Origin of the sequence: Nocardioides sambongensis (assembly GCF_006494815.1) — a bacterium.
In the GTDB taxonomy this organism is placed as follows: domain Bacteria; phylum Actinomycetota; class Actinomycetes; order Propionibacteriales; family Nocardioidaceae; genus Nocardioides; species Nocardioides sambongensis.
In genome coordinates this window covers 3,757,007-3,780,776 of record NZ_CP041091.1, presented here as the reverse complement: position 1 = coordinate 3,780,776, position 23,770 = coordinate 3,757,007, and the positions used below count along the sequence as shown (strand labels likewise).

Below are 23,770 nucleotides of genomic sequence, written 5' to 3'. Positions count from 1 at the left end.
CCGGACGACGTGTCAAGCGTCACGACGTCAGGGAGAGGATCTGCCGATCAGCTCACGCGGGAGCGGCCAGATCGAGAGCGGCCAACCACTCGTCGCACACCGCGCGCATCCGCTCGGCGTCCATGTCCTTGGAGCCGAGGAGGACCTGGAGGCTCAGGCCGTCGATGAGGCCGATCAGCCCGTTGGCCAGGTTCATCGCGTCCCCGTCGTGGAAGTGGCCGGCAGCCTGACCGTCGACGATGATCCGGTGGACGATCTGCCGCCATGCACCGTAGACCCGCTCGTTCAGCGCCGCCAGGTCCTCGTCGTGGAGCGCCTCCACCCACAGCTCGGCCCACACGTGCCACGCCTGGATGGTGACCTCGTCGGTCGGGAGGTAGGACTCCACGAAGGCCCGCAGCTCGCTGCGGGGGTCGTCGTGCAGGTCGAGGATGTGCTGGCGCCGCTCCAGCGAACGGTCGAAGTTCCACTGGAACGCGGCCACCGTCAGGTCCCGCTTGGTCGGGAAGTAGTAGTGCACCGTGCCGGTGCTGCTACCCACCCGCTTGGCGACGTCGGCGATCCGGAGGGCGGTGAACCCCACGTCCGCCAGCACGGCGCACGCGGCCCCGAGGATCTGCTCCCTGCGTTCGGCTTCCACACTCGGCCTCGCCATGTCCCCGTCTCCTCCTGGACCCTCGTCAGCGCCAGCGCCCCTGCTGCGCCGGGTGGCGCACACTCTCGCGGCTGACTGAACCGTCGGTCAAACACCACGGAACAGCCGCACCAGCGCTACAGGAGCGCGAGCACCTCCGCTGCGGCGCGCTCCCCGGAGCGGATCGCGCCGTCCATGTAGCCGTTCCAGACGGTCGCGGTCTCGGTGCCGGCCCAGTGGATCCGCCCGGCCGGCGTCCGCCACCCGTCGCGTCCGTGCGCCGCCCACGCGCCGGGCACGGGAACGGCCGCGTAGCCACCCTCCGCCCACCCGTCGTCGGGCCACAGCTTCTCCACGTGGTCGACGGCATCCGCGGCGGCACTGCCGAACACCCGGGTCAGCGTCGCCAGCACCGCATCCCTGCGCTCGGCCTCCCCCATCGCTGCGTAGGCGCGATAGCGATCGCCGTAGACGAAGGAGACCAGGACCCCGCTGGAGGCGTCGGCCGGCGAGTTGTCGAACACCACCCCCACCGGCTGGTCGTCGTAGGCGACGACCTGGCCGGAGAGCCCGGCGTCACGCCAGAAGGGCCGCGCGTAGCGGGTGTGCACCTTCGCCACGTCCCCCATCGGGCTGCGCGCGAGCCAGCGCCGGCGCGGCGCCGGAAGCGAAGGGGCGAAGCGGATGCGTGCCGTGGCCGCCGGTGTCGAGGTGACGACCACCCGCTGCGCGGTGATCGCGCCACCCTCGGTCTCGACCACCACCCCGGACCCGTCCTGACGCACGGCGCACACCGGCGAGGACAGGTGCACACGCGCGCCGAGCTCCGCGGCGGCCGCCAGGGCCGGCGCCTGGGCCCCGGCGACGAACCGACTGTCCTGGGCGTAGCCGATGGTCTCCATCAGCGAGTCCATGCCGCCGCCGGACGCGATGTAGAAGAGCAGGTGGAACAGCGAGACCTCCCGCGGCTCGCAGGACCACACGCCCTGCACCGCGAGGGCGAACCGCCGACGAGCGGGCTCGGACTCCACGTTGCGCAGGAGCCAGGACTCGACGGTCTCCGAGTCCCACTCCACGAGGTGCGGGCACGCGAGGGGGTCGGCGAGGTCGATGGCCGACGCCATCTCGTCCATCCGCTCCTCCAGCGCGTCGTACTCCTCGACGCCGGGGCCCGTGGAGGACCTGCCGGTGGCGAAGAGGTGCCGGGAGCCGTCCGCCCACAGCTCGACGTGGTCGCCGGCGTCATGGGAGGGGAAGATCTCGCACCCGAAGCGCTCCGCCCAGGCGAGCAGCCGGGTCTGGGTCGGGCCGACCCACTGTCCCCCGTGGTCGACGGGCACCCCGTCGCGCCGCTCGGACCAGATCCGGCCACCGACCCGATCCTGCGCCTCGAGCACCTGGACATCGATCCCCGCGTCCCGCAGGACGAGCGCTGTCGCCAGGCCCGAGTATCCCGCTCCGACGACCACCACGTCGCATCGCTGCGGCAGCACCATCTCTCCACCTCCGGCTGATCATTCACGGACGACGTATCTCCGCGACCCTTGACATGTGTGACTCAGAGCACCCATTCTGCACTATTAACTGATGCGTTAGTCAAACGAAAGGACGAGCCGTGGACCAGGAGTTCGAGGCTGAACTGGAACGCCGCCTGGCGCTCATCGACGACCCCCAGAGCGAGGAGGGGCCGCTGACCCCCCTGCCCTGGCTCGACCTGCTGCTGACCGCGGGCGGACTGCTCATCCTCACCGTGGCCCTCCTGTGGTGGAGCCTGTGATGCCCGAGACGGCCGAGCCCGTGGCCGACCGCGCCGCGCACAACTCCCAGGTGCAGACCCAGGCCGATGACGGCACGCTGAACGAGCTGCCGCTGCTCCGCAAGGAGCGGATCTGGGGCTTCTGGGACTACAGCGCGGTCAACATCGGCCTCGCCATCGCGACCTGGGCCTTCCTCCAGGGTGGCGCCGTGGCCTACTACGTCGGCGCCAAGCAGGCGATCGCCAGCATCGTGATCGGCTACGGGATCAGCTGCCTGCTGGTCTCCCTCGCGCCCTGCCTGCCCTCCGCCCGGTGGGGCGTCGAGCAGTTCGTCAGCCTGCGCTCGATCTTCGGCATCCGGGGAGCGCGCATCCTAATGCTGGTCATGGCGGCGGTCATGGCGGCCGCCTGGTCGGCCGTGCTGGCGATCATGTGCGGACACGCCCTGGCAAACGTGTCCAACCAGGTGCTCGACACCGACATCGCGCCCTCGGCCGGCATCGTCAGCGTCCTCGGCCTGCTCGCCGTCGCCGTCTCCTGGGGCATCGTCGCGCGCGGCCCGCAGTCGATCGAGTGGGTCAACCGGCTGGTGGCACCCGGGCTGGTGCTGATCACCCTCGGGATGCTGGGCCTGATCTTCACCCAGACCAGCTGGTCGGAGCTGGCGGCGACGCCGGCGCTCGACCCCTGGGGCGACAGCCATCTCGACTTCATGCTCGCGATCGAGCTCAACATCGCCGGCGGCTTCGCCTGGTGGCCCAACGTCGGCAACCTGGCGCGCCTGACCGACAGCTCTCGTGCCGCCTACTGGCCGAACGTGGTCGGCCTGTTCGGCGCCTCGGTGGTCGCCGCCATCGTCGGCGTGTTCGCCGCGCTCGCCCTGAACTCGGAGGACCCGACGGTGTGGATGGTGCCGCTCGGCGGGGCCTTCCTCGGCGTGCTCGCCCTGGCGTTCGTCGGCATGGCCAACATCACCAGCGTGGTGGCCCAGAGCTACTCGGCCCTGGTCGCCATCCGTGGCGGCTGCGGCGAAGCCGTACGACGTACCCCGTGGGCGCTGCTGGCCGCTCTCATCCTGGTGCCGGCCGCAGTCCTGGTCTTCTTCCCCTCGACCGTCTACGACAACTACGCCCGGTTCGTCTCGTGGGGCGCCATCCTGGTCGCCCCGCTGTGCGGGATCCAGATCGTCGACTACTTCGTGCTGCGTCGGCAGCGCCTGGTGCTGCGCGACCTCTACCTCGCCGACCGCCGCTCGGCGTACTGGTTCTGGGGCGGCTACAACCCGGCCGCCATCACCGCGCTCGTCCTGGGCGGCGTGGTCTATGCGCTGCTCCTCAATCCCGTCACCTACGAGCCTGCCGGATGGTTCCGGTGGATGACGGCGTCGATGCCGGCGTTCGCGGTCGCCGCCATCGTCCACTACTCGCTGACCAGGCTGTTCGTGGCGCGCAGCTCGATGGGAGCCTACGGACGCTGATCCCCCCACGGCTCGCAACGACCAGAACGTCCTGGACCCGATCTCGGGTCCAGGACGTTCTGGTTTCTGGGAGCTTCTGGCTCCGGGCAGTCGTCACACGAGCTGTGCGGGCAGTCGCCGACCGATGATGTCCTCGGCCTCGGCGATGATCGAGTCGACCACCGAGGCACAGGTCTCGACGCTGTCGATCAGGCCCTGCGCCTGGCCGGCCCACCACATGCCACCGTCGACGTCGCCGCCCGCGAGCACCGCCTCTCGGGCGCGGGCGCCGGAGGCCAGGTGCGCCACGTCGGCGAACGTCGCGTCCCTCCCGGAGCCGATGCGCTTGATCTCCTCCGACACGGCGTTCCTCGCCACCCGCGCGGTGTTGCGGAACTCGCGGAACACCAGGGTGGTGTCGAGCTCGCTGTTGGCGACGATCTGGTCCTTGACCCGGCGATGGATCGGCGCCTCGACGGTCGCCTCGAACCGCGTCCCCATGCTGATCGCGCAGGCACCCAGCGCCAGCGCGGCGACGAGGCCGCTGCCCGTCGCGAAGCCCCCGGAGGCGATGAGAGGGATCTCGAGCTGGCGGGCGGCTGCCGGGATCAGCACCAGACCGGGTACGTCGTCGTCGCCCGGGTGGCCGGCGCACTCGAAGCCGTCGATGCTCACCGCGTCCACCCCGAGCGCCTGCGCCTTGAGCGCGTGCCGCACGGCGACGGCCTTGTGGATCACCTTGACGCCGGCGGCCTGGAACGACGGCAGGTGCGGGGCGGGGTTGCTCCCGGCCGTCTCCACGATCCTGACCCCCGACTCGATGATCGCCTCGCGATACTCGTCATAGGGGACCGGGTCGATCGTGGGCAGGATCGTCAGGTTCACCCCGAACGGCTTGTCCGTGCGCTCCCGGCACCGCTCGATCTCGCGCGCGAGCGCCTCCGGCGTGGGCTGCGTCAGCGCGCTGAGGAAGCCCAGGGCGCCCGCATTGGCCACGCCGGCGATCAGCTCCGCCGTGCCGACCGCGAGCATCCCGCCGCACACGATCGGGTGCTCGATGCCGAAGGTCTCGGTGAATCTGTTGTTGAAGGCCATGACACTCCTCGTCGCTCGGGTCCCGTCGGTTGCGGGGCTCGCAGCATAGGACGGGTTTTAACTGACGCGCCAGTTATTCATTGGCGCCTTCGTCGTGGCGCGCGCCGAACGCTCCACCGAGCAACCCCCCTGGGGGTTGTGCTAATCTCGATCCATAACCCCCAGGGGGGTTACGAGAACAGCAGAGAGAGGAGCCCCCTGCATGCGTGAGACCACCATCGACCAGCTCGCCTCGGCGCTCGAGCGGCGCGCCACCCTCGTCGACGTCCGCGAGCCATCGGAATACCGCGCCGGGCACGTGCCCGGCGCGGTCAACATCCCGATGGGCCAGCTGACCGCGCGACTGGGCGAGCTCGACCGCGACCAGCCGGTGCACGTGGTGTGCGCCGCGGGCAACCGCAGCAGCGCGATGACCGACCTGCTGACCGCCAACGGCTACGACGCGATCAACGTCGCCGGCGGCACCACCGCCTGGGCCCGCTCCGGGCGCCCGATCGAGAAGTGAGGCCGAGGATGACCCAGAGCGACGACAAGGCGATGGCGGCGCCCGCCGGCGCGACCGAGGAGGCGCAGCAGCGTCCCGCCCCGGGCTGACCGTCCGCACCGTGGAGACTCCCTCGTTGGGTGACCGCAGCTACCTGGTCCACGACGGTCAGGTCGCCCTCGTGGTCGACCCGCAGCGCGACATCGACCGGCTGCTGGCGGTGCTCGAGGCGGACGGGGTGCGACTCACCCACGTCCTCGAGACCCACATCCACAACGACTACGTCACCGGCGGCCTCGCGCTCGCGCAGGCGACCGGCGCGTCCTACCTGGTCAACGGCGAGGACGAGGTCTCCTTCGACCGGACCCCGATCACCGACGGCGACACGGTCCAGGTCGGCTCGCGGATGCGGATCCGCGCGATCGCCACTCCCGGTCACACCTTCACCCACCTCTCCTACGCCCTCAGCGACGGCGAGGAGCCGTACGCCGTCTTCACCGGCGGCTCGTTGCTGTACGGCGCCACCGGCCGCCCCGACCTGCTCGGCGAGCAGCACACCGACGCGCTCGTGCGCCACCAGCACGCCTCCGCGCACCGGCTGGCCTCCGAGTTGCCCGACGCGGCCGAGGTCTACCCGACCCACGGCTTCGGGCCGTTCTGCTCGGCGACCCAGTCCGAGGCGACGGCCTCGACGATCGGGCAGGAGAAGCGCTCGAACCCCGTGCTGACCCAGGACGAGGAGACCTACGTCCGCGAGCTGCTGCACGGGTTGGGCCCGTGGCCGGCCTACTACGCGCAGATGGGCCCGGCGAACGCCGGCGGACCCACGGCGCCCGACCTCTCCCCCGTGCAGGAGGCGGACGCGATCGAGCTGCGTCGTCGCATCGAGGCCGGCGAGTGGGTCGTTGACCTGCGCAGCCGCACGGCCTTCGCGGCCGGACACGCCCTGGGCACGTTCAACTTCGGCCTCGACGGCGCCTTCTCGACCTACCTCGGCTGGCTGATCGAGTGGGGCACCCCGGTGACCCTCCTCGGTGAGACCGTCGAGGACGTCGCCACCGCGCAGCGCGAGCTGGTCCGGATCGGGATCGACCGGCCGGCCGCCCGCGCCACCGGCGGTCCCGAGGAGTGGGCCGTCGACGAGCTCGGCCGCTTCCCCGTCGCGACGTTCGCGGAGCTGGCGCAGGTGCGTCACCACCGCGAGGTCGTCGTACTCGACGTCCGTCGGGCCGACGAGCACGAGGGAGCTGCGATCGCCGGGGCGGTCAACATCCCGATCCACGAGCTGCCCCGCCGGGTCGCAGAGGTGCCGGCCGGGGAGGTGTGGGTGCACTGTGCCAGCGGCTACCGCGCCTCGGTCGCCGCCTCGTTCGTCGCGGCCGCCGGCCGCACCCCGGTCGCCATCGACGACTCCTTCGACAACGCCGAGCAGGTCGGACTGCACCTGGTCCGTCCCGACGACACCGGCGCGGCGGAGCGGGCCGACGCCTGAGACCCGATCATGCAGAGCTCGTCACCGTCGCCACGACGGATCAGGTTGCGGAAGGCGGTCGATACGGAGCCGGGGCGGGTCGGCGACCTGACCGACGCGCCGGTCAGGTCCGGTTGCATCTACTCGGTCGTTCGGCAGCGACTCATCGGTCCGCCGCCGTCGTCGCGGACCGGGACTCCACCAGCTTGCCGAACCGCCCCAGCATGTACCGCAGCCCCAGTCGCATCATCGGGTCGACCACCCGGTCCAGCCGGCTCGGCCCGCGTCCGGTGTCCAGGGCCATGGTCCACGCGACGACACACCGCCCTGCACCGAGGTCGGTGACCCGGTAGTCCTCGGCGAAAGCATGGACACCCTGCTTGGAGGCCTCGTTGAAGCGGAACGCCATCCGGCCGCCGTCCTCGTAGGCGAGGAACTCCTCGTGGGCCACCAGACCGCCCCGCATGTGGACCGTGCGGGTCGATCCTGTCTCGATCGGCAGACCCGAGGTCCACTCGACCCGCGTGATCGGCGGAGCCCAAGCGGCCCACGCCTCGGCGTCCAGGAAGGCGGCGAACACCTCCGCCGGCGTGGCGGCCACCGTGCGCTCGAGCCTGTGGACGGACGGGGCGGTGTCGAAGAAGTCGAGACCCACCTTCTCGCAGGCATACACGGTCACGACCTGCCTTCCGTCGCGGAGCTGTCGGTGAGGACGAGTGGTACGACGAACCTCGCCAGCGACGCCCGTTCGGCCTCCTCGCTCTCACCCGGCATCGCCAGCAGGGAGACGACACTGCGGAGGATCCAGGCGCCGCGGAGCTCGATGTCGGCGAGAGCCGCGGGGTCGTCGGCGAACTCGCCGGCCAGCCCGGTCGTCATCGTCCGCAGCAGCTCCGAGCTCTGGCTGAGCGCCAGGGGGATCGCCATGTTCTGCGGCTCGAACCACACGGCGAGCAACGGATCCGAGCGGACCGCCCTGATGCCGCGCAGGAGGAGGTCGACCACCGTGTCGACGCTCCCCGGCCGGTGTTCGGGCGCGATCTCGGCCGCGATCCGCAGCGTGGCGCGATGGACGTATGCCAGTCGGAGAGACTCGCGGTTGGGGAACTGGCGATACAACGTGGCTCGCGAGCAACCCGCCAGCGCGGCGACCTCGACCATCGTCGCCTGGCCGACGCCATAGCGTGAGAAGGCGAGCCCTGCCGCGTCGAGGAGACGATCGACATCGATCTTGTCCGACCGCGACCGCCGCGCCATCTGAGACATATCCCCGATCATGTGTCAAACATGACGCGAGCACAAGGGCTTGGGGCTCGCACAGCGCTGATCGCGACCAGGGCGGCCGCACGCCCGCGCACCGGCGGATCGAGCCAAGTGCAGCCCCCCCCCACAACGGCACCGACACGATCGCCGGACAGAGCGTCGTACTCCTCGACCTCGACGCCACCCAAGGCCTCTTCGAAGCGATCTCGCGCGACGAGTTCGAGGAGTATCGCGGGCGGCACGAGGTCGACCTGTTGCCTGCGCCGGACAAGATGCAGTGATCCGGCAGGGGTGACGCGGCCTCGGTGCCGTAGAAGCGAGCGGCGCTCAGGCGCCGCGCGCCACGATCTGCGCCATTCGATGAGCCCGCTCCTCCAGATCCCTCGCCAATGCGTCGAGCTGAGCGCGATCGACGGGCTGCGAGGCCTCGAGCGCGGCCGCGCGGATGAAGGAGGTGACCTTCACCCCCGCGACCTCGGCTCGGGCGCGAAGCTCGGCGATCTCGGTGTCGGAGAACCGGACGGAGATCGTTACGTTCCGACGCACCGTGGTCGGCTCGGGGTTGTCGAGGTCGAAGTCCGAGGCGTCCTCGGTCTGGTTGTAGTAGTCGGCCACTTCGGCCTCGGCCATGCCGTCGGTCTTGTCGCCCATGGTCACTCCTCCCATCCGGTGATCGGTCGTACGCCGTCTCGCACGATCTGGAGCACGACCAGCACTCGTTTGCCTCCGTCGGTCTCCGAACGCACCAGCCGGCGATCGGGGTACTTCGGATGGTGATACCAGTGCCCCGCCTTCCAGATCGCCTGCTCGATCTCGGCGGCTGTGAGCCGTCTGGTCGCGTGGTCGAGGTTGTGGTCGTCCCACTCGATCCGGTCGAAGATCATCGCCGCACCATCAGTGTGTTGCATACTCCAGCTACTTGCAACACCAGACTCTCGGCCTCGGGACCGGCAGTGGTGGACGTTTGGTTCGTCATACAAGCCATGCAAGTGCGGACAATCCTCACGAACCACCGGCCGACTGCCGAGCTGTGGACAGACGGCGCCCAGCCGAGGGCCGTGGACGGAAAACGAACGAAGCCCCGGTCCGAAGACCGGGGCTTCGCTTCTGTTCACGTGCGCGAGGGGGGAGTTGAACCCCCACGTCCTTTCGGACACACGGACCTGAACCGTGCGCGTCTGCCTATTCCGCCACTCGCGCTTGAAGCGGCGTCAATCTATCCCAGTCACCTCGCCGAACCCAAACCGGGGCGCACCCGAGGGGTGCTCCGCGGGTCGCCGGAGGCGCGGCACGGCGCTCGGAGGGCGCGGTGATCCCGGCACGGGACCGCGGCCCCGATACGATCGAGCGATCGACCGTGTCACTTGTCGGCTGATCGCCGGCGGAGCAGCGAGAAGGACGAGCAGGAGAGGAGCCGACGAGCCGTGCGCGGACTACAGCGTTTCGAACAGCGCCTTGAACAGGCGATCTCCGGAGTCTTCGCCCGTACCTTCCGCTCCGCGGTGCAGCCCGTCGAGGTCGCCGCAGCGCTGCAGCGCGAGCTCGACAACAAGGCACAGGTGATCTCCCGCGAGCGGCGGATGGTGCCCAACAGCTTCCACGTCGAGCTGGCCCCGAGCGATCTCGAGCGGATGTCCGGCTTCACCGGAACGCTGGCCGACGAGCTGCGCGACCAGCTCAAGGACCACGCCGACCAGCAGGGCTACGTCTTCCCGGGTCCGGTGAAGATCGACTTCACCGACGCCGACGACCTGACCACCGGCCGGTTCCGGGTGTTGAGCAAGGCCGAGGCGTCGGTCACCGGGGCGCGCCGTCCCGCCGCCGACGGCACTCCGTCGAAGGTGGTGCTCGAGGTGAACGGCACCCACCATCCGTTGACGCCGCCGGGACTCGTCGTGGGCCGCGGCAGCGAGGCCGACATCCGGATCAACGACCCGGGCGTCAGCCGGCGGCACGCCCAGTTCCTGATCACCACCGGGAGCGCCGCGGGCGCGTCCGGTCTGCACATCGAGGTGCACGACATGGGTTCCACCAACGGCATCCGGGTCGACGGGCAGAAGGTCCCGCACGCCGCGTTGCGCAACGGCACCCGGGTCCAGATCGGCCACACATCCCTGACCGTCCGGGTGACCGAGGAGAGTGCCGGTGTCTGAGCTGACCCTGTTCCTGGTCCGGATCGCCTACCTGGCGATCCTGTGGATCTTCGTGCTGTCCGCGATCTCGGTGATCCGCTCCGACATGTTCGGCGCGCGGGTCCCGACCGCGCCGGCCCCACCGCAGCAGCCGCGCGGCGCCAAGAAGAAGGCGGCGCCCAAGCAGAAGCGGGGCACGCCGACCCAGGCGGTCGTGGTCCAGGGCGTCAACTCGGGGATCACCGCCGACCTGGCCAACGCGCCCATCCTGATCGGTCGCGGCAACGACGCGGCGATCAAGCTCGACGACGACTACGTCTCCACCCGCCACGCGCGGATCGTCGCCTCCGGCGACCAGTGGTACGTCGAGGACCTCGGCTCCACCAACGGCACCTACCTCGGCAGCCAGCGGATCACCCAGCCGGTCCCGATCGGACTCGGTTCGCAGGTCCGGATCGGGAAGACCATCGTGGAGCTGAGGAAGTAGATGACGGCCAGCGACCCGACTCCCCCGCCCCCCGTGGCGAGCGGAGCACCCGGTGACGCCCCCGCACCGACCCAGCCGATCCAGTCGACCCAATCGACCCAGCCGACCCCGTCGGTGGGCGGTGGCTTGCGGCTGCGCTTCCACGCGGTCTCCGACGTGGGCCGGGTCCGCAAGGACAACCAGGACTCCGGGTACGCCGGCCCCTGGCTGCTCGCGGTCTGCGACGGCGTCGGCGGAGCGGCCCGCGGCGACATCGCCTCCAGCACCGCGATCAACGAGCTGCGCACCCTCGACGTCGCCCCCGACGGCACCGACCTGATCACCCGGGTCAGCGACGGGTTGCACGAGGCACACGACTCGATCGGCAGCCAGGTCGATCACGACCCCGCCCTCAACGGCACCTCGACGACCGCGACCGTCGCCCTCTTCGACGGCGCCCGCCTCGGCATCGGCCACGTCGGCGACTCCCGCGCCTACCTGCTCCGCGAGGGTGAGATCTCCCAGCTCACCAGCGACCACACGTTCGTGCAGAGCCTGATCGACGAGGGGCGGATCACCGAGGCCGAGGCGCGGGTCCACCCGCACCGCAACCTGATCCTCAAGGCGCTCGACGGCCTGCACGACGTGGAGCCGGACCTCTTCCAGCTCGAGCTCGTCGCCGGCGACCGCCTCTTCCTGTGCAGCGACGGCGCCTGCGGCGTACTGGAGGACGACCGGATCGCGAGCATCCTGTCCGACGGCAGCACCGAGTTCGCCGCGATCGAGATGGTGCGCGCCAGCCTGGACGCCGGCAGCTCGGACAACGTCACCTGCGTGGTGGCCGAGGTGATCGGCCCCGACCAGGCCGCGTCCGACCCCGGCCTCGCCACCCAGCAGCCGCAGGTGGTCGGCGCCGCGGCCGAGCCGCAGCGACGCATGCCTCGCGCACTCTTCCGCGGACACCGCAGCGGCGACACCGGCGAGCTCGAGCCGATCGACGCGGAGATCCCGGAGGGGATCGACTACGCGATCCGGGCCGACCCGCCGATCGACCCGGAGGCCTACCGCTACGCGCCCCGCCCCCGCGCCGCTTCACCTGGCTGCGCCGACTGCTCACCCTGGCCCTGCTGGTCGGCGTCGCGTGGAGCCTGCTCGCCGCCGGCTACTGGTGGACCCAGAAGCAGTACTACGTCGGGGAAAGCAACGGACAGGTCGCGATCTTCCGCGGCGTGGACGGCATCCCCGGCCTCTCCAGCGTCTACATGACCAGCGACCTCGCCGTGGAGGACCTCAAGGAGACCGCCCGGATGGACGTCGAGGACGGGATCGCCGCCAGCGACCTGAACGACGCCACCGAGACCGTCGAGCGGCTCGCCTCGACCATGGTCGGTGACGACGAGGAGCCGCCCACCCCGGTCGACCCCTCCTCCCGACCGACCAGACCGACTCCGCGGCGGCCACGACCCCCGACGGCTCGCGGGGCTGATCGGATGGCCCAGAACTCCGCCCTGATGGGCTTCGTGCACCGCCGCCGGCGAGGTGCGGAGCTCTTCCTGCTGATCATCGCCCTGGTGGTCGGGATCGGCGCCTACGCCGCTGTCGGGCTCGGCGTCGACGGCGAGGTCCCCGCCAACCTGATCGGGTACGGCGGATGGCTGGCCCTGCTCGTCATCGCAGCCCACGTGACGGTCCGTCTCGTCGCCCCGTACGCCGACCCGGTGCTGCTCCCCGTCGTCGCCGCGCTCAACGGGCTCGGCCTGGCGATGATCCACCGGATCGATCTGGCGGTGGACACCTCCGACGCACCGCAGCAGCTGATCTGGATGACCCTGGGTGTCGGTCTCTTCATCGGCGCGCTGGTGCTGATCCGCGACCACCGCGTGCTGGGCCGCTACACCTACACCTTCGGACTGCTCGCGATCGTCCTGCTGCTGCTGCCGATGCTGCCGGGGATCGGCAACGAGGTGAACGGCGCCCGGATCTGGATCAAGCTGGGTCCGTTCAGCTTCCAGCCCGGTGAGGTCGCCAAGGTGCTGCTGGTGCTGGCATTCGCCGGCTACCTGGTCCAGCACCGCGACGCGCTGGCCCTGGCCGGCCGCCGGTTCCTCTTCATCGACCTCCCCCGCGGCCGCGACCTCGGTCCGATCCTCGCCATGTGGGGCGTCAGCATGGCGATCCTGGTCCTGCAGAAGGACCTCGGCTCCAGCCTGCTCTTCTTCGGCCTCTTCCTGGTGATGCTCTACGTGGCGACGGAGAGACCCGGATGGCTCTTCGTCGGCGGCGGCCTGTTCCTGGCCGGCGCGGCGGCGGCGTACCTCCTGGTCCCGCACGTGCAGCAACGGGTGGACATCTGGCTGGACCCGTTCGCCGACCCCAACGGCGACGGCTACCAGCTGGTGCAGAGCCTCTACGCGTTCTCCTGGGGCGGGATGATCGGGCGCGGCCTCGGCGAGGGGATGCTCACCCTCGGCTCCGGCGACAGCGTGCACCTGCGCGTCCCGGAGGCGCAGAACGACTTCATCATGGCGATCATCGGCGAGGAGCTGGGGCTCACCGGTGTGATGGCGGTGCTGCTGCTCTACGGCCTGATCGTGGAGCGCGCGCTGCGCACCGCGCTGATCTCCCGCGACGGCTTCGGCAAGCTGGTCGCGGTCGGCCTGGGCACGGTCATCGCGATCCAGGTCTTCGTGGTCACCGGCGGCGTCACCCGGCTGGTCCCGCTGACCGGCCTCACCACGCCCTTCCTCTCCGCCGGCGGCTCGTCGCTGGTGGCCAACTGGGTGATCATCGCGCTGCTGCTGCGGATCTCCGACCAGGCCAGGCGGCCCGCACCGCCGGTCGACCAACCGGCCGAGGACCCCGACCAGCTCGACACCCAGATCGTCAAAGTGATGCCGCGAGAGGAGGCCAGCAGGTGAACAAACCGATCCGCTCGATCTCGCTCTTCTGCCTGGTCCTCTTCGTCGCGCTGATGATCAACGTGACCTACCTGCAGTTCTGGAAGGCCGACGACTACAACAACGACCCGGCCAACGCCCGCGCCGCCGAGGCGTCGTTCAGCCGCGAGCGCGGCCTGATCCTGGTCGGCCAGGACCCGGTGGCCCGCAGCAAGCCGGTCGACGACCGCTACGAGTACCTCCGGGTGTACCCGCGCCCCTACATGTACGCCCCGGTCACCGGCTACCTGCAGCTCGGCAGCCAGACCGGCATCGAGCGCTCCCAGAACGCGATCCTCTCCGGGGAGGACCCGCGGCTCTTCGTCAACCGGCTGGTCGACATGCTCCAGGGCGAGGCCAACAAGGGCGGCAACGTGAAGCTGACCCTCGACCCCCAGGCGCAGAAGGCGGCCTTCGACAACCTGGCCGAGACGATCGGCCCGGACGGCGAGGGGTCGGTGGTGGCGATCGAGCCGAAGACCGGACGGGTGCTGGCGATGGTGTCGCTGCCGACCTACGACCCCAACAAGCTGGCCAGCCACGACTCCACGACCCGCACCGAGGCCTACGCCGACCTGGACTCCGACGATCGCGAGCCGCTGCTCAACCGTGCCGTGCAGACCCGGCTCTTCCCCGGCTCGACCTTCAAGATCGTGACCGCGGCGGCGGCCATCGAGAACGGGCTCTACCAGGTGGGCGACAACGTGCCCTCCGGTTCGAGCTACCAGCTGCCCGGGACCACCGGCGAGCAGAACGTGGTCGACAACGAGGGCCGCTACCTCTGCGACCCGGAGGAGATCTCCTTCGAGACCGCGATGGCGCAGTCCTGCAACACCGCCTTCGCCCGGATGGCCGTCGAGCTCGGCCCGGAGAAGATGCGGGAGACCGCGGAGGCGTTCGGCTTCAACAGCGACTACCTGCTCGACCTCCCCGGCCAGGTCCAGTCGGTCTACCCGACCGAGGTGGTCGACGTGATCGACGGCGAGCCGCAGGAGCCGCGCGAGCTGAACGACGCCGAGACGGCGCGCACCGGGTTCGGGCAGTTCGAGGTGCAGTCCACCCCGCTGCAGATGGCGATGGTCGCCGCGGCGCTGGCCAACCAGGGCAGCCTGATGCGGCCCTACACGGTCGACGAGGTGCAGACCGCCGACTACCAGACCCTGGAGACGACCGACCCCGACGAGCTGCGCCAGGCGGTCTCCCCGGAGACTGCCAGCCAGGTCGCCGAGCTGATGGTCGAGACGGTCTCCAACGGCACGGCGTCGCCGGCCGCGATCGCCGGCCGCGACGTCGCCGGCAAGACCGGCACCGCCCAGCGCGGCATCGAGGGCGCGCCGCCGTACGGCTGGTTCGTCTCGTTCGCGCCGGCGCAGGACGCGGAGGTCGCGGTCGCGGTGATGATCCAGGAGGCCCCCGGCAAGGAGATCGCCGGCGGCCAGCTCGGCGGGCCGATCGCCAAGGCCGTCATGGAAGCGGTGATGGAGAAGTGACCGAGAACGACAACCCGATCTACGTCGACCAGTCCCACCGCTACCGCCTCGACTCGCGCATCGCGACCGGCGGGATGGGGGTGGTCTGGAAGGCCACCGACACCCGGCTCAACCGGACCGTCGCGGTCAAGGTGCTCAAGCACGAGTACGCCGACGACGACACCTTCCGCGCCCGGTTCGAGTCCGAGGCGCGCAGCGCCGCCGCCCTGCACCACCCCGGGATCGCCGGGGTCTTCGACTACTCCACCGAGGGCAGCAGCGAGAGCGGTGCCCCCTTCCTGGTGATGGAGTACGTCGACGGCGAGCCGCTCTCGGCCCTGCTCTCCCGCGCCAAGGAGGCCGGGCGCCCGCTGGACAGCGCGATCGTCACCGACCTGATCGCCCAGACCGCCGATGCGCTCGCGGTCGCCCACGCCGCGGGCATCGTGCACCGCGACATCAAGCCGGCCAACCTGCTGATCACGCCGGACCGCAAGGTCAAGATCACCGACTTCGGCATCGCCCGGGCCGGGGACGCCACCGCGATCACCCGGACCGGGGCGGTGATGGGCACCCCGCAGTACCTCTCCCCCGAGCAGGCCCGCGGCAACCCGTCCACCCCCGCCTCGGACGTCTACAGCCTCGGCGTGGTCGCCTTCGAGTGCCTGTCCGGCCGACGCCCCTTCGAGGCCGAGACCCCTGTGGCCACGGTCCTCGCGCACCTGCAGCAGCCGGTGCCGGACCTGCCCGAGGAGGTCCCGGCCGATCTCGCGGCCGTGGTGAAGCGGGCGATGGCCAAGGAGCCGGGCGACCGGTTCTCCGACGGCGCCGCGTTCGCCGCTGCATTGCGCGACCCCTCCGGGGCCGGCGCGATCAGCGGGCCGGCCACCGCGGTGCTGCCGCAGACCGGCGTGCTGCCGGTGCCGGGCACCGGGCCGATCGAGGACGTCGGCCGCCTGGACCCGGTCGCGGCGTACGAGGGCGAGGATGCCGAGGAGGACGAGAAGGGCAGCTTCCCCTGGGGGGTGCTGATCGCGGTCATCCTGCTGGTGCTCGGGATCGTGCTCGTCGCCTGGCTGCTGCTGCGCGGCGACGATCCGGAGGAGGAGGACACGACGCGTCCGACCCGGAGCACCGAGACCACGGCCAGCTCCTCGCCGACCGAGGCCAGCACCACGCCGACCACCGAGGACGCCACCACCACGTTGGACGCGAACGACTACATCGGTCGTGACTACCGCGACGTCGAGGACGAGCTGTCCGATCTCGGCTTCCAGGTCCGTCTCGAGGAGGCGGCCAACGACGGCAGCCGCGAGGCCGACATCGTCTCCGCGGTGAACCCGTCGGGCACCGTCAACGAGGGCGAGCTGATCACCGTCACCTACTGGGGTCCGGCCCCCGAGCCGACCACGGAGCCCACCTCGGAGGCCACCTCCGAGACGACCTCCGAAGCGCCCTCGGAGACGTCGTCGGCCGCGGAGGAGAGCACGTCCGCCGAGGAGGAGACCCCATGAGCACCGGCCCGACCAACTCCGGCACCGTCGGCGGGCGCTACCAGCTCGGCGAGCTGCTCGGCCGCGGCGGCATGGCCGAGGTCCGCAAGGGCACCGACAACCGGCTCGGCCGCGTGGTGGCGGTCAAGCGCCTGCGCACCGACCTGGCCAGCGACGCCACCTTCCAGGCCCGCTTCCGGCGCGAGGCGCAGTCCTCGGCGTCGTTGAACCACCCCGCGATCGTCGCGGTCTACGACACCGGCGAGGAGCCGGCCGCCGACGGCGAGACCGTCCAGCCCTACATCGTGATGGAGTACGTCGCCGGCCGCACCCTGCGCGACATCCTCCGCGAGGGCCGCAAGATCCTGCCCGAGCGCGCCATGGAGATCACCTCCGGCGTCCTCTCCGCCCTCGACTACAGCCACCGAGCCGGGATCATCCACCGCGACATCAAGCCCGGCAACGTGATGCTCACGCCGTCCGGCGACGTCAAGGTGATGGACTTCGGCATCGCCCGCGCGATCAGCGACGCCGCGTCGTCGATGACCCAGACCGCCGCCGTGGTCGGCACCGCGCAGTACCTCTCCCCCGAGCAGGCCCGCGGTGAGACGGTCGATTCCCGCTCCGACGTCTACTCCGCCGGCTGCCTGCTCTACGAGCTGCTCACCGGCCGGCCGCCGTTCGTCGGCGACTCCCCGGTCGCGGTCGCTTACCAGCACGTCCGCGAGCCCGCGGTGGCTCCCTCACAGCACGACCCGGACCTGGCGCCGGAGATCGACGCGATCGTGATGAAGTCGCTCGCCAAGCGGGTCGAGGACCGCTACCAGTCCGCGGCCGCGATGCGCAGCGACATCGAGCGCTACCTGGCCGGCCGCCCGGTCTCGGCCGTGGTCCCTGCCACGGCGACCGTGCCCTCCACCGCGGACGCGGCCGTCGCCGGCGCCGCGGTCGCGGGTGCCGACGGAGGTGCCGGTGCCTCGACGACCACCACCGACCGCGTCGGCGACGACGACTCCGGACGCCGCGGCAAGGTCGCGCTGATCGTGGTGATCGGCCTGCTGATCGCCGCCCTGCTGGTCACCGCCCTGGTGGTGTGGCCCAAGCTCTTCCCGGCGGCGGACACCGAGGTCCGGGTGCCCGACGTCTTCCGGATGGCCGAGGCCGATGCGCGCGACGCGATCACCGACCGGGGCCTGCGGATCGGCGACGTGACCCTGCGCAACGACGACGACATCGACGCCGGCCTGGTCATCGAGCAGAGTCCGGACGGCGACGAGTACGTCCCCGAGGACAGCGAGGTCGACCTGGTCGTCTCCGCCGGACCCGGCGAGTTCCCGCTCCCCGATGTCACCGACCTCAAGCGCAACGCCGCCGTCGACGAGCTGATCGGTGCCGGGGTGGCGCGGCGCAACATCAACGAGACCGAGTGCGACACCGACGACCCGCAGGGGACCGTGGTGGAGCAGGAGCCGCGCGGCGGCACCTCGGTGACCAAGGACGCCGCCGTCACGATCTGCATCTCCGACGGCCAGGAGAGCGTTCCCGACGTCATCAACGACAAGAAGAACGCGGCGGTCGACGAGATCGAGGGCGCCGGCTTCAACCCCGTGGTGAAGGACTTCGCCGGGGACACCGACCTGCCCAAGGGCACCGTGGTGGACCAGGTGCCCGCCGGCGGTGAGAAGCGCGACCAGGACACCGACGTGGTCATCTTCGTCTCGACCTACGTCGAGCCCAAGGACAACGACGACGACGGCCTCACCAACGACGAGGAGGCCGATCTCGGCACCAAGCCGGGCAACCCCGACACCGACGGCGACGGGCTCGACGACGGCGACGAGGTCGAGGCCGGCACCGACCCGCTCAACCCGGACACCGACGGGGACGGCATCGGCGACGGCGACGAGGTCGAGGCCGGCACCGACCCGAACGACCCGTCCAGCATCCCCACCGAGCTGCCGGGGAACGGGCGGGTCCCGCCGGGGTTCACCGAAGGGACGTCCAGGGTCAGCGCGGGAGCAGCGGGTCGGCGTACCGCATCTCGTGGACGCCGGTGAAGGCGGGCGCCTCGACCAGCTCCTCGGGCTGCAGGTCCCAGCCGATCGCGATGTCGGGGTTGGCCGAGTCCGCGCGATAGCCGGTGACCAGCGGGTCCTGCTCGACGGCCGAGGTGAGCGCGAGCGGGTCACCGACCGCCTCGACCACGAACGGCTGGGGATAGGGGACGCCCTGCAGCTGCACCGCGTTGCCCTCGCACTTGATGCCGGTCGTGGAGATCACCCGCTGGCCGGCGATGGTGACCGCGCTGGCCCCGCCCTTCCACAGCGCGTTGACCACGGCCTGGATGTCCTGCTGGTGGACGACCAGGCGGTTCAGGTTGATCTCGGAGTCGGCGTCGAGGAGCCGGTCGACGACGTCCGGGGGCGAATCGGAGAGCGTGATGCTGACCCCGGCGCCCTCGCGCGCCTCGAAGCCGGCCGGGTCGCGGAGCTGGTCCACGGCCCCACGGGCCCGGTCGACCCCGGCGTCGCGGATCCCCGCGGAGAGGTCGTCGACGTCGTCCTCGAGCCGCTGTCGCCGGTCCTCGAGCTCCTGGTAGTCGGCGGCGTCCGCCTCGACCACGCTGGCCAGGTCGGTGTAGCGGCCGGGGCGCAGGTCGGTGCCCTCGCTGTCCACCGCGGAGGTCACGAAGAGCCCCCGCAGGCCAGCACGACCAGGGGCGTGCCCACCCGCCAGGCCATGGAGCGTCGCTGCGGACCACGGCCGGGGTGGCCGTGCGACTCCGAAGCGTGGGCACCCGTCATACTGACTAGGCTAGGTGGGGGCACCTGATCCCACCGCATCAACGCGAATCCCCCAGCACCGCCGACGAGGAGTAGTTCCGTGGCCAAGCAGTCCCGCCTGCCGAGTTTCCGCAAGGGCGACTCGGCTCTCGCCGACCCGGATCGTGGCCCGGTCCTCACTGCGCGCTTCATCGTCGCGCTGGTGCTGATGGTGGCCGGCATCGCCTGGCTGGTCTACACCTATTGGGGTGTGCGTCCCGAGGGCGGTTGGGACGCGATCGACCCGGAGACCGGCGAGACGCTGGCGGCCGGTGGACCGAAGTTCGTTGCCGACCTGGAGATGTGGAACTACCTGATCGGGTTCGGCGCCTTCTTCGTCGGCCTGATCATCTCCGCCCACCCCTCCACCCCGCTCGGCCGCGGGCGCGGGGTGGTCGGCGCGATGCTGGCCTGCTTCCTGATCGGCCTGGTGTGGATCTGCGTCTACTACATCTTCATGACCGGGACCACGCCGACCGACATCCCGATCTTCAACGACCTGGGCAACAAGAACCTCTTCGTCGGCATCGGCTTCATGGCGGTCGGCTTCGCCTTCGCCACGCGCTGGGAGTGACCCACCGCTCCGACGAACTCGACGGCCCCGACGCCCGGCACCTGCCGCGCCCGTCGGGGCCGTCGGCGTTTTCCCCAGGGTTTTCCACCGCTGGGGATGAGTTACAACCCTGTAGTTCTCCCCAGATGTGGAGAACCCTGGGGAGAACGCACCGGCTCCGTCAGCCCAGCCGCTTCTTCTGCACCTTGCCCATCGCGTTGCGCGGCAGCTCCGCCACGAAGCGCACCTCGCGCGGACGCTTGTGCCACGAGAGCGCCTCGGCGACCAGCCCGGTCAGCTCGTCGGCGAGCCCGTCCCCCGGCACCCCCACCGGTACGACGAACGCCGCCACCCGCTGCCCCAGGTCGGCATCGGGCAGTCCGAGCACGGCGACCTCGGCGACGTCCGGGTGGTCCAGCAGGACGCTCTCGATCTCGCCGCTGCCGATCCGGTAGCCGCCGGACTTGATCAGGTCGGTCGAGGCGCGGCCGACGATCCGGTGGAAGCCGTCGGCGTCGCGGGCGGCGATGTCGCCGGTGCGGAACCAGCCGTCCTCGGTCCACGCCTCGGCGGTGGCGTCGGGGCGCCCCAGGTAGCCGTCGAACAGCATCGGCCCGCGCACCTCCAGCGCGCCGATGCTCTCGCCGTCGGCGGGGACCTGCGCCACCGGGGCCGACGCGGCAGTGCGCGCCTCGGGCTCGTCGTCGGACCCGTCCTCGGGCTCGGCGCGGATCCGGGTCTCGACGCCCGCGACGGGCAGCCCGACCCAGCCGGGGCGGCGCTCGCCGTCGGCGCGGGCGCTGAGCGTGATCATCGACTCGGTCATCCCGTAGCGCTCGATCGGGAGGTGACCGGTGAGGGCATGGAGCCGACGGAAGACCGACGCCGGCAGCGGTGCGCTGCCGGAGACCAGCAGCCGGGCCCGGGTCAGGGCCCGGGCGGCCGGCGGGTCGGCGACGACCCGGCCCCACACGGTGGGGACGCCGAAGTAGACGGTGCCGCGGGCCGCGGCGTACCGGGCCGGGGTGGGGCGCACCGTGTGGTGCAGCGGCGACCCGAACCGCAGCGGCCCGAGGACGCCCAGGATCAGCCCGTGCGTGTGGAACAGCGGCAGACCGTGGATCAGGGTGTCCGCGGACGTCCAGCCCCAGGCCTCGGCCAGGGCGTCCAGGCCTGCGGCGATGCTGGCGGCGGAGAGCTCCACGCCCTTCGGGTCGCCGGTGGTGCCGGAGGTGTAGAGGATCAGGGCCGGCGCACCGGCGTCGGGCGACACGGCCGGGGCCGTCGACGCCGTCGCGGTCGGCTCCGCCCCTGCCGGCTCGACCACCGGCAGGTCCGCGCCGTCCCGCGGCGGCCCCGCCCAGCAGGTGGCCCGGCTGTCGGCCAGCACGTGGGCGATCTCCCGCGGCCCGGCGTCCGGCGGCACCGGCACCACCGGGACCCCGGCCAGCAGCCCGCCGACCACGGCCACCACGGTGGGCACGGTGGGCTCGGCGAGCACCGCGACCGGTCCGGGGGCGGAGAGGCCCGCGGCGAAGCGACGCGCGCGGTCCACCAGCTCGCGCCGGCTCAGCGTCTCCTCGCCCACCCGCACCACCACGGCGTCGCCGGGGGCCTCGGGGTCGAGCAGGGCGGTCAGCACGGACGACATCTCTGGCGGAGCGCTCAGCCGAGCATCACGACGCGGACGGCGGTCGCGACCAGCAGCGCGACGACGAGGGCTCCGATGCCGGCCGCCTGCACGGGGGTGCGTCGCTCCCGCGGCGCGAAGGCCAGCACCGCGGCCACCAGCGCGCCGCCGACCAGGCCGCCGAGGTGGCCCTGCCAGGAGACGTTGGGGACGACGAAGGTCAGCACCACGTTGGCGGCGAGCCAGCCCCACAGCGTGGAGACGTCGCCGCCGACCTTGGTGCCGACCACCAGCAGCCCGCCGATCAGGCCGAAGATCGCGCCGGAGGCGCCCAGCGTCGCCTGGTGGGGATCGGAGAGCCAGAGCACCGTCACCGAGCCGGCCAGGCCGGAGACCAGGTAGAGCGCCAGGAACCGGGTCCGGCCGAGCAGCGCCTCGAGCTGCGGGCCGAGGAACCACAGCGCCAGCATGTTGAACCCGAGGTGCCACGGCTGGACGTGCAGGAACATGTTGGTGAGCAGCTGCCAGTAGGCGCCGTCGGCGACGCCCGCGCTCCAGCTGCCGTCGCCGGTCGCCCGGCAGAGCACCTCGCTGCCCACGCCCGGGTAGTAGCTGTCCGGCGAGGCGATCGAGGTGCACTGACCCTCGGGGATCAGCGCCAGGATGTTGACCAGCTTGCTCTCGGCCCACCCGGTGACCAGCACCGCCACCCAGACCGCGACGTTGATGCCGATCAGCACCATCGAGGTGATCCCCGGCGCGGCGGAGCGGACGCCGCCGTACGCGGTGCGGGCCTGGCGGGTCGTCCGGCGGCCCTCGGCGACGCACTCCGGGCACTGGAAGCCGACGGAGGCCTCGTTCATGCAGTCGGGGCAGATCGCTCGGCCGCACCGCTGGCAGCGGATGTGCGACTCACGGTCGGGGTGCCGGTAGCAGGTCGGCACCCCGGCCGCGGGTTGACTCATCTCGGGACGTGCTTCGTTGGGTCGAGCGTCAGCCGCCGATGATCTCGACGGTCTCGATCACGACCGGCTCCACCGGACGGTCCATCGCACCGGTCGGAGTGGTCGCGATCGCGTCGACCACGTCGCGGCCGGCCTGGTCGGCGACCTCGCCGAAGATGGTGTGCTTGCGGTTCAGCCACGGGGTGGCGCCGACGGTGATGAAGAACTGCGAGCCGTTGGTGCCCGGGCCGGCGTTCGCCATCGCGAGCAGGTAGGGCTTGTCGAAGACGAGCTCGGGGTGGATCTCGTCCTTGAAGGTGTAGCCGGGGCCGCCGGTGCCGGTGCCCTGCGGGCAGCCGCCCTGGATCATGAAGCCGTCGATCACCCGGTGGAAGCCGAGGCCGTCGTAGAACGGGCCCTTCCGGCCGTCACCGGCGTCGTAGGCCTTCTCGCCCGTGGCGAGGCCGGTGAAGTTCTCGACGGTCTCCGGCGCGTGGTTGGGGAAGAGGTTGACGGTGATGTCGCCCTTGTTGGTCTTCAGGACGGCCTGGAGGTCTGCCATGTCGTCGGTCCTCACGTCATCGTGACCCGGGCGGCTCTCGCCCGGCGTTCGTGGTGCGCCGGCGGTGCCGACGGCACTGTGATCCTACGGTGGACCCGTGTCGGCCCCTGCAGGCGGCCGTGGTGGGATGTCCGTGGGACGTCCCACCGCGCGGCGGTGCCGGACGCCCCCCGATGCGAACGGCGAGAGGAAGGCTCGGGATGAAGTCGAAACTCAAGAAGTTGGTGCTCGTGGGGGCGATCGGGTTCGCCGTCGCGAACATCGCCAAGCGCCTGCAGGGCGGAGCCGGCAGCGACTGGCAGTCCACCGCGGGCCCCGAGGGCACGGTGCCGCCGGTGCCCGCCCCGGCCCCGGTGCCGGACCCCGAGCCGGTGCCCGAGCCCGAGCCGACCCCCGAGCCGACCCCCGAGCCGACCCAGGTTCCGGAGCCGGACCCGGCGCCGGCCCCGGGCCCGGACCCGCTGACCGACCCGATCTCGGAGGTCGAGGCGCGGGCCACCGCCTCCCCCGAGGCCGCCGGCGAGACCGCCGGCGAGAGCACCCCGCCATCCGACGAGAGCGCGGCGGAGAAGCCGCAGGACTGATCGGCGTACCACCTCAGCA

At 71.3% G+C, this 23,770-nt stretch carries 24 protein-coding genes and 1 tRNA gene; 13 read left to right on the top strand and 12 right to left on the bottom strand.

Annotated features, from left to right (window positions below):
• Positions 1 to 52: 52 nt before the first annotated feature.
• Positions 53 to 655 (bottom strand): TetR/AcrR family transcriptional regulator, encoded by a 603-nt coding sequence (locus tag FIV43_RS17590; RefSeq protein WP_141015175.1) that lies wholly within the window; start codon positions 653 to 655, stop codon positions 53 to 55.
• A gap of 116 nt (positions 656 to 771) precedes the next feature.
• Positions 772 to 2,130 carry a flavin monoamine oxidase family protein gene (locus FIV43_RS17585; protein ID WP_141015174.1) on the bottom strand — a complete coding sequence of 453 codons (1,359 nt, stop codon included), beginning with the start codon at positions 2,128 to 2,130 and terminating at the stop codon, positions 772 to 774.
• 119 nt (positions 2,131 to 2,249) lie between these two features.
• Here FIV43_RS17585 and FIV43_RS21195 point away from each other — a divergent pair, with 119 nt between their 5' ends.
• A complete protein-coding gene (locus FIV43_RS21195) occupies positions 2,250 to 2,411 on the top strand; it encodes a hypothetical protein (protein WP_181407567.1) in 162 nt (53 codons plus the stop codon).
• Positions 2,411 to 3,868 carry a purine-cytosine permease family protein gene (locus tag FIV43_RS17580; protein WP_141015173.1) on the top strand — a complete coding sequence of 486 codons (1,458 nt, stop codon included), beginning with the start codon at positions 2,411 to 2,413 and terminating at the stop codon, positions 3,866 to 3,868. The genes FIV43_RS21195 and FIV43_RS17580 overlap by 1 nt, the downstream gene beginning before the upstream one ends.
• A 93-nt stretch (positions 3,869 to 3,961) precedes the next feature.
• On the opposite strand, the gene FIV43_RS17575 is transcribed toward FIV43_RS17580, so the two are convergent.
• The gene (locus tag FIV43_RS17575) at positions 3,962 to 4,942 is read right to left on the bottom strand and encodes an NAD(P)H-dependent flavin oxidoreductase (protein ID WP_141015172.1); all 981 of its coding nucleotides are present in this window, start codon (positions 4,940 to 4,942) and stop codon (positions 3,962 to 3,964) included.
• A 202-nt stretch (positions 4,943 to 5,144) separates the two neighbouring features.
• On the opposite strand from FIV43_RS17575, the gene FIV43_RS17570 reads away from it, so the two are divergent.
• Positions 5,145 to 5,447: a rhodanese-like domain-containing protein gene (locus FIV43_RS17570; protein ID WP_141015171.1), complete on the top strand. Its 303-nt coding sequence runs from the start codon at positions 5,145 to 5,147 to the stop codon at positions 5,445 to 5,447.
• 115 nt (positions 5,448 to 5,562) lie between these two features.
• Positions 5,563 to 6,918 (top strand): MBL fold metallo-hydrolase, encoded by a 1,356-nt coding sequence (locus tag FIV43_RS17565; protein WP_231123492.1) that lies wholly within the window; start codon positions 5,563 to 5,565, stop codon positions 6,916 to 6,918.
• A 142-nt stretch (positions 6,919 to 7,060) separates the two neighbouring features.
• On the opposite strand, the gene FIV43_RS17560 is transcribed toward FIV43_RS17565, so the two are convergent.
• From FIV43_RS17560 to FIV43_RS17540, 5 genes are all read right to left on the bottom strand, one after another.
• Entirely contained in the window at positions 7,061 to 7,576 is a 516-nt protein-coding gene (locus FIV43_RS17560; RefSeq protein ID WP_196780876.1) for an SRPBCC family protein, read from the bottom strand.
• Positions 7,573 to 8,163, bottom strand: a complete 591-nt coding sequence (locus FIV43_RS17555) for a TetR/AcrR family transcriptional regulator (protein WP_181407566.1) — start codon at positions 8,161 to 8,163, stop codon at positions 7,573 to 7,575. The genes FIV43_RS17560 and FIV43_RS17555 overlap by 4 nt, the downstream gene beginning before the upstream one ends.
• Positions 8,164 to 8,487: 324 nt before the next feature.
• Positions 8,488 to 8,811 (bottom strand): plasmid mobilization protein, encoded by a 324-nt coding sequence (locus FIV43_RS17550; RefSeq protein WP_141015168.1) that lies wholly within the window; start codon positions 8,809 to 8,811, stop codon positions 8,488 to 8,490.
• A 2-nt stretch (positions 8,812 to 8,813) separates the two neighbouring features.
• Positions 8,814 to 9,068, bottom strand: coding sequence for a eukaryotic translation initiation factor 4E family protein (locus FIV43_RS17545; RefSeq protein WP_141015167.1), 255 nt, complete (start codon positions 9,066 to 9,068; stop codon positions 8,814 to 8,816).
• Positions 9,069 to 9,276: 208 nt separating this feature from the next.
• Positions 9,277 to 9,360 (bottom strand) — tRNA-Leu (locus FIV43_RS17540).
• A gap of 224 nt (positions 9,361 to 9,584) precedes the next feature.
• On the opposite strand from FIV43_RS17540, the gene FIV43_RS17535 reads away from it, so the two are divergent.
• The 7 genes from FIV43_RS17535 (at position 9,585) to pknB (ending at position 18,713) form a co-directional block, all read left to right on the top strand.
• The gene (locus FIV43_RS17535; protein ID WP_141015166.1) at positions 9,585 to 10,313 is read left to right on the top strand and encodes an FhaA domain-containing protein; all 729 of its coding nucleotides are present in this window, start codon (positions 9,585 to 9,587) and stop codon (positions 10,311 to 10,313) included.
• Entirely contained in the window at positions 10,306 to 10,779 is a 474-nt protein-coding gene (locus FIV43_RS17530) for an FHA domain-containing protein FhaB/FipA (RefSeq protein ID WP_141015165.1), read from the top strand. The genes FIV43_RS17535 and FIV43_RS17530 overlap by 8 nt, the downstream gene beginning before the upstream one ends.
• A 126-nt stretch (positions 10,780 to 10,905) precedes the next feature.
• Positions 10,906 to 12,024 carry a PP2C family protein-serine/threonine phosphatase gene (locus FIV43_RS17525; protein WP_231123491.1) on the top strand — a complete coding sequence of 373 codons (1,119 nt, stop codon included), beginning with the start codon at positions 10,906 to 10,908 and terminating at the stop codon, positions 12,022 to 12,024.
• Positions 12,025 to 12,248: 224 nt separating this feature from the next.
• Entirely contained in the window at positions 12,249 to 13,676 is a 1,428-nt protein-coding gene (locus FIV43_RS17520) for an FtsW/RodA/SpoVE family cell cycle protein (protein WP_141016040.1), read from the top strand.
• Entirely contained in the window at positions 13,673 to 15,184 is a 1,512-nt protein-coding gene (locus FIV43_RS17515) for a peptidoglycan D,D-transpeptidase FtsI family protein (protein ID WP_141015164.1), read from the top strand. The genes FIV43_RS17520 and FIV43_RS17515 overlap by 4 nt, the downstream gene beginning before the upstream one ends.
• Positions 15,181 to 16,677 (top strand): protein kinase domain-containing protein, encoded by a 1,497-nt coding sequence (locus FIV43_RS17510; protein ID WP_141015163.1) that lies wholly within the window; start codon positions 15,181 to 15,183, stop codon positions 16,675 to 16,677. Before FIV43_RS17515 ends, FIV43_RS17510 begins: the two co-directional genes overlap by 4 nt.
• A complete protein-coding gene (gene pknB, locus FIV43_RS17505) occupies positions 16,674 to 18,713 on the top strand; it encodes a Stk1 family PASTA domain-containing Ser/Thr kinase (protein ID WP_196780875.1) in 2,040 nt (679 codons plus the stop codon). Before FIV43_RS17510 ends, pknB begins: the two co-directional genes overlap by 4 nt.
• Here pknB and FIV43_RS17500 read toward each other — a convergent pair.
• Complete coding sequence (locus FIV43_RS17500; RefSeq protein ID WP_231123490.1) at positions 18,664 to 19,344, bottom strand: DUF881 domain-containing protein; 681 nt, start codon at positions 19,342 to 19,344, stop codon at positions 18,664 to 18,666. The genes pknB and FIV43_RS17500 overlap by 50 nt on opposite strands.
• A 195-nt stretch (positions 19,345 to 19,539) precedes the next feature.
• Here FIV43_RS17500 and FIV43_RS21190 point away from each other — a divergent pair, with 195 nt between their 5' ends.
• A complete protein-coding gene (locus FIV43_RS21190) occupies positions 19,540 to 20,052 on the top strand; it encodes a cell division protein CrgA (protein ID WP_231123489.1) in 513 nt (170 codons plus the stop codon).
• Between the two features lie 160 nt (positions 20,053 to 20,212).
• Here the strand turns inward: FIV43_RS21190 and FIV43_RS17485 are convergent, their stop codons facing one another.
• The 3 genes from FIV43_RS17485 to FIV43_RS17475 all read right to left on the bottom strand — a co-directional run bounded on the left by FIV43_RS17485 (position 20,213) and on the right by FIV43_RS17475 (position 23,167).
• The gene (locus FIV43_RS17485) at positions 20,213 to 21,673 is read right to left on the bottom strand and encodes an AMP-binding protein (RefSeq protein ID WP_231123488.1); all 1,461 of its coding nucleotides are present in this window, start codon (positions 21,671 to 21,673) and stop codon (positions 20,213 to 20,215) included.
• Positions 21,674 to 21,696: 23 nt separating this feature from the next.
• Entirely contained in the window at positions 21,697 to 22,524 is an 828-nt protein-coding gene (locus FIV43_RS17480; protein ID WP_231123487.1) for a rhomboid family intramembrane serine protease, read from the bottom strand.
• 130 nt (positions 22,525 to 22,654) lie between these two features.
• Positions 22,655 to 23,167: a peptidylprolyl isomerase gene (locus FIV43_RS17475; protein WP_141015159.1), complete on the bottom strand. Its 513-nt coding sequence runs from the start codon at positions 23,165 to 23,167 to the stop codon at positions 22,655 to 22,657.
• Between the two features lie 200 nt (positions 23,168 to 23,367).
• Between FIV43_RS17475 and FIV43_RS21185 the strand changes: the two genes are divergently transcribed.
• On the top strand, positions 23,368 to 23,751 hold the full coding sequence (locus FIV43_RS21185) for a hypothetical protein (RefSeq protein WP_181407565.1): 384 nt from the start codon (positions 23,368 to 23,370) through the stop codon (positions 23,749 to 23,751).
• Positions 23,752 to 23,770: the final 19 nt, after the last annotated feature.

What these genes read in the sequence shown, in the direction of transcription:
- FIV43_RS17480 (WP_231123487.1), bottom strand. Translation starts at nt 22,524, where the DNA reads ATGAACGAGGCCTCCGTCGGCTTCCAGTGCCCGGAGTGCGTCGCCGAG.
- FIV43_RS17520 (WP_141016040.1), top strand. Translation starts at nt 12,249, where the DNA reads ATGGCCCAGAACTCCGCCCTGATGGGCTTCGTGCACCGCCGCCGGCGA.
- pknB (WP_196780875.1), top strand. Translation starts at nt 16,674, where the DNA reads ATGAGCACCGGCCCGACCAACTCCGGCACCGTCGGCGGGCGCTACCAG.
- FIV43_RS17555 (WP_181407566.1), bottom strand. Translation starts at nt 8,163, where the DNA reads ATGTCTCAGATGGCGCGGCGGTCGCGGTCGGACAAGATCGATGTCGAT.
- FIV43_RS17570 (WP_141015171.1), top strand. Translation starts at nt 5,145, where the DNA reads ATGCGTGAGACCACCATCGACCAGCTCGCCTCGGCGCTCGAGCGGCGC.
- FIV43_RS17585 (WP_141015174.1), bottom strand. Translation starts at nt 2,130, where the DNA reads ATGGTGCTGCCGCAGCGATGCGACGTGGTGGTCGTCGGAGCGGGATAC.
- FIV43_RS17475 (WP_141015159.1), bottom strand. Translation starts at nt 23,167, where the DNA reads ATGGCAGACCTCCAGGCCGTCCTGAAGACCAACAAGGGCGACATCACC.
- FIV43_RS21185 (WP_181407565.1), top strand. Translation starts at nt 23,368, where the DNA reads ATGAAGTCGAAACTCAAGAAGTTGGTGCTCGTGGGGGCGATCGGGTTC.
- FIV43_RS17590 (WP_141015175.1), bottom strand. Translation starts at nt 655, where the DNA reads ATGGCGAGGCCGAGTGTGGAAGCCGAACGCAGGGAGCAGATCCTCGGG.
- FIV43_RS17580 (WP_141015173.1), top strand. Translation starts at nt 2,411, where the DNA reads ATGCCCGAGACGGCCGAGCCCGTGGCCGACCGCGCCGCGCACAACTCC.
- FIV43_RS17550 (WP_141015168.1), bottom strand. Translation starts at nt 8,811, where the DNA reads ATGGGCGACAAGACCGACGGCATGGCCGAGGCCGAAGTGGCCGACTAC.
- FIV43_RS17545 (WP_141015167.1), bottom strand. Translation starts at nt 9,068, where the DNA reads ATGCAACACACTGATGGTGCGGCGATGATCTTCGACCGGATCGAGTGG.
- FIV43_RS17575 (WP_141015172.1), bottom strand. Translation starts at nt 4,942, where the DNA reads ATGGCCTTCAACAACAGATTCACCGAGACCTTCGGCATCGAGCACCCG.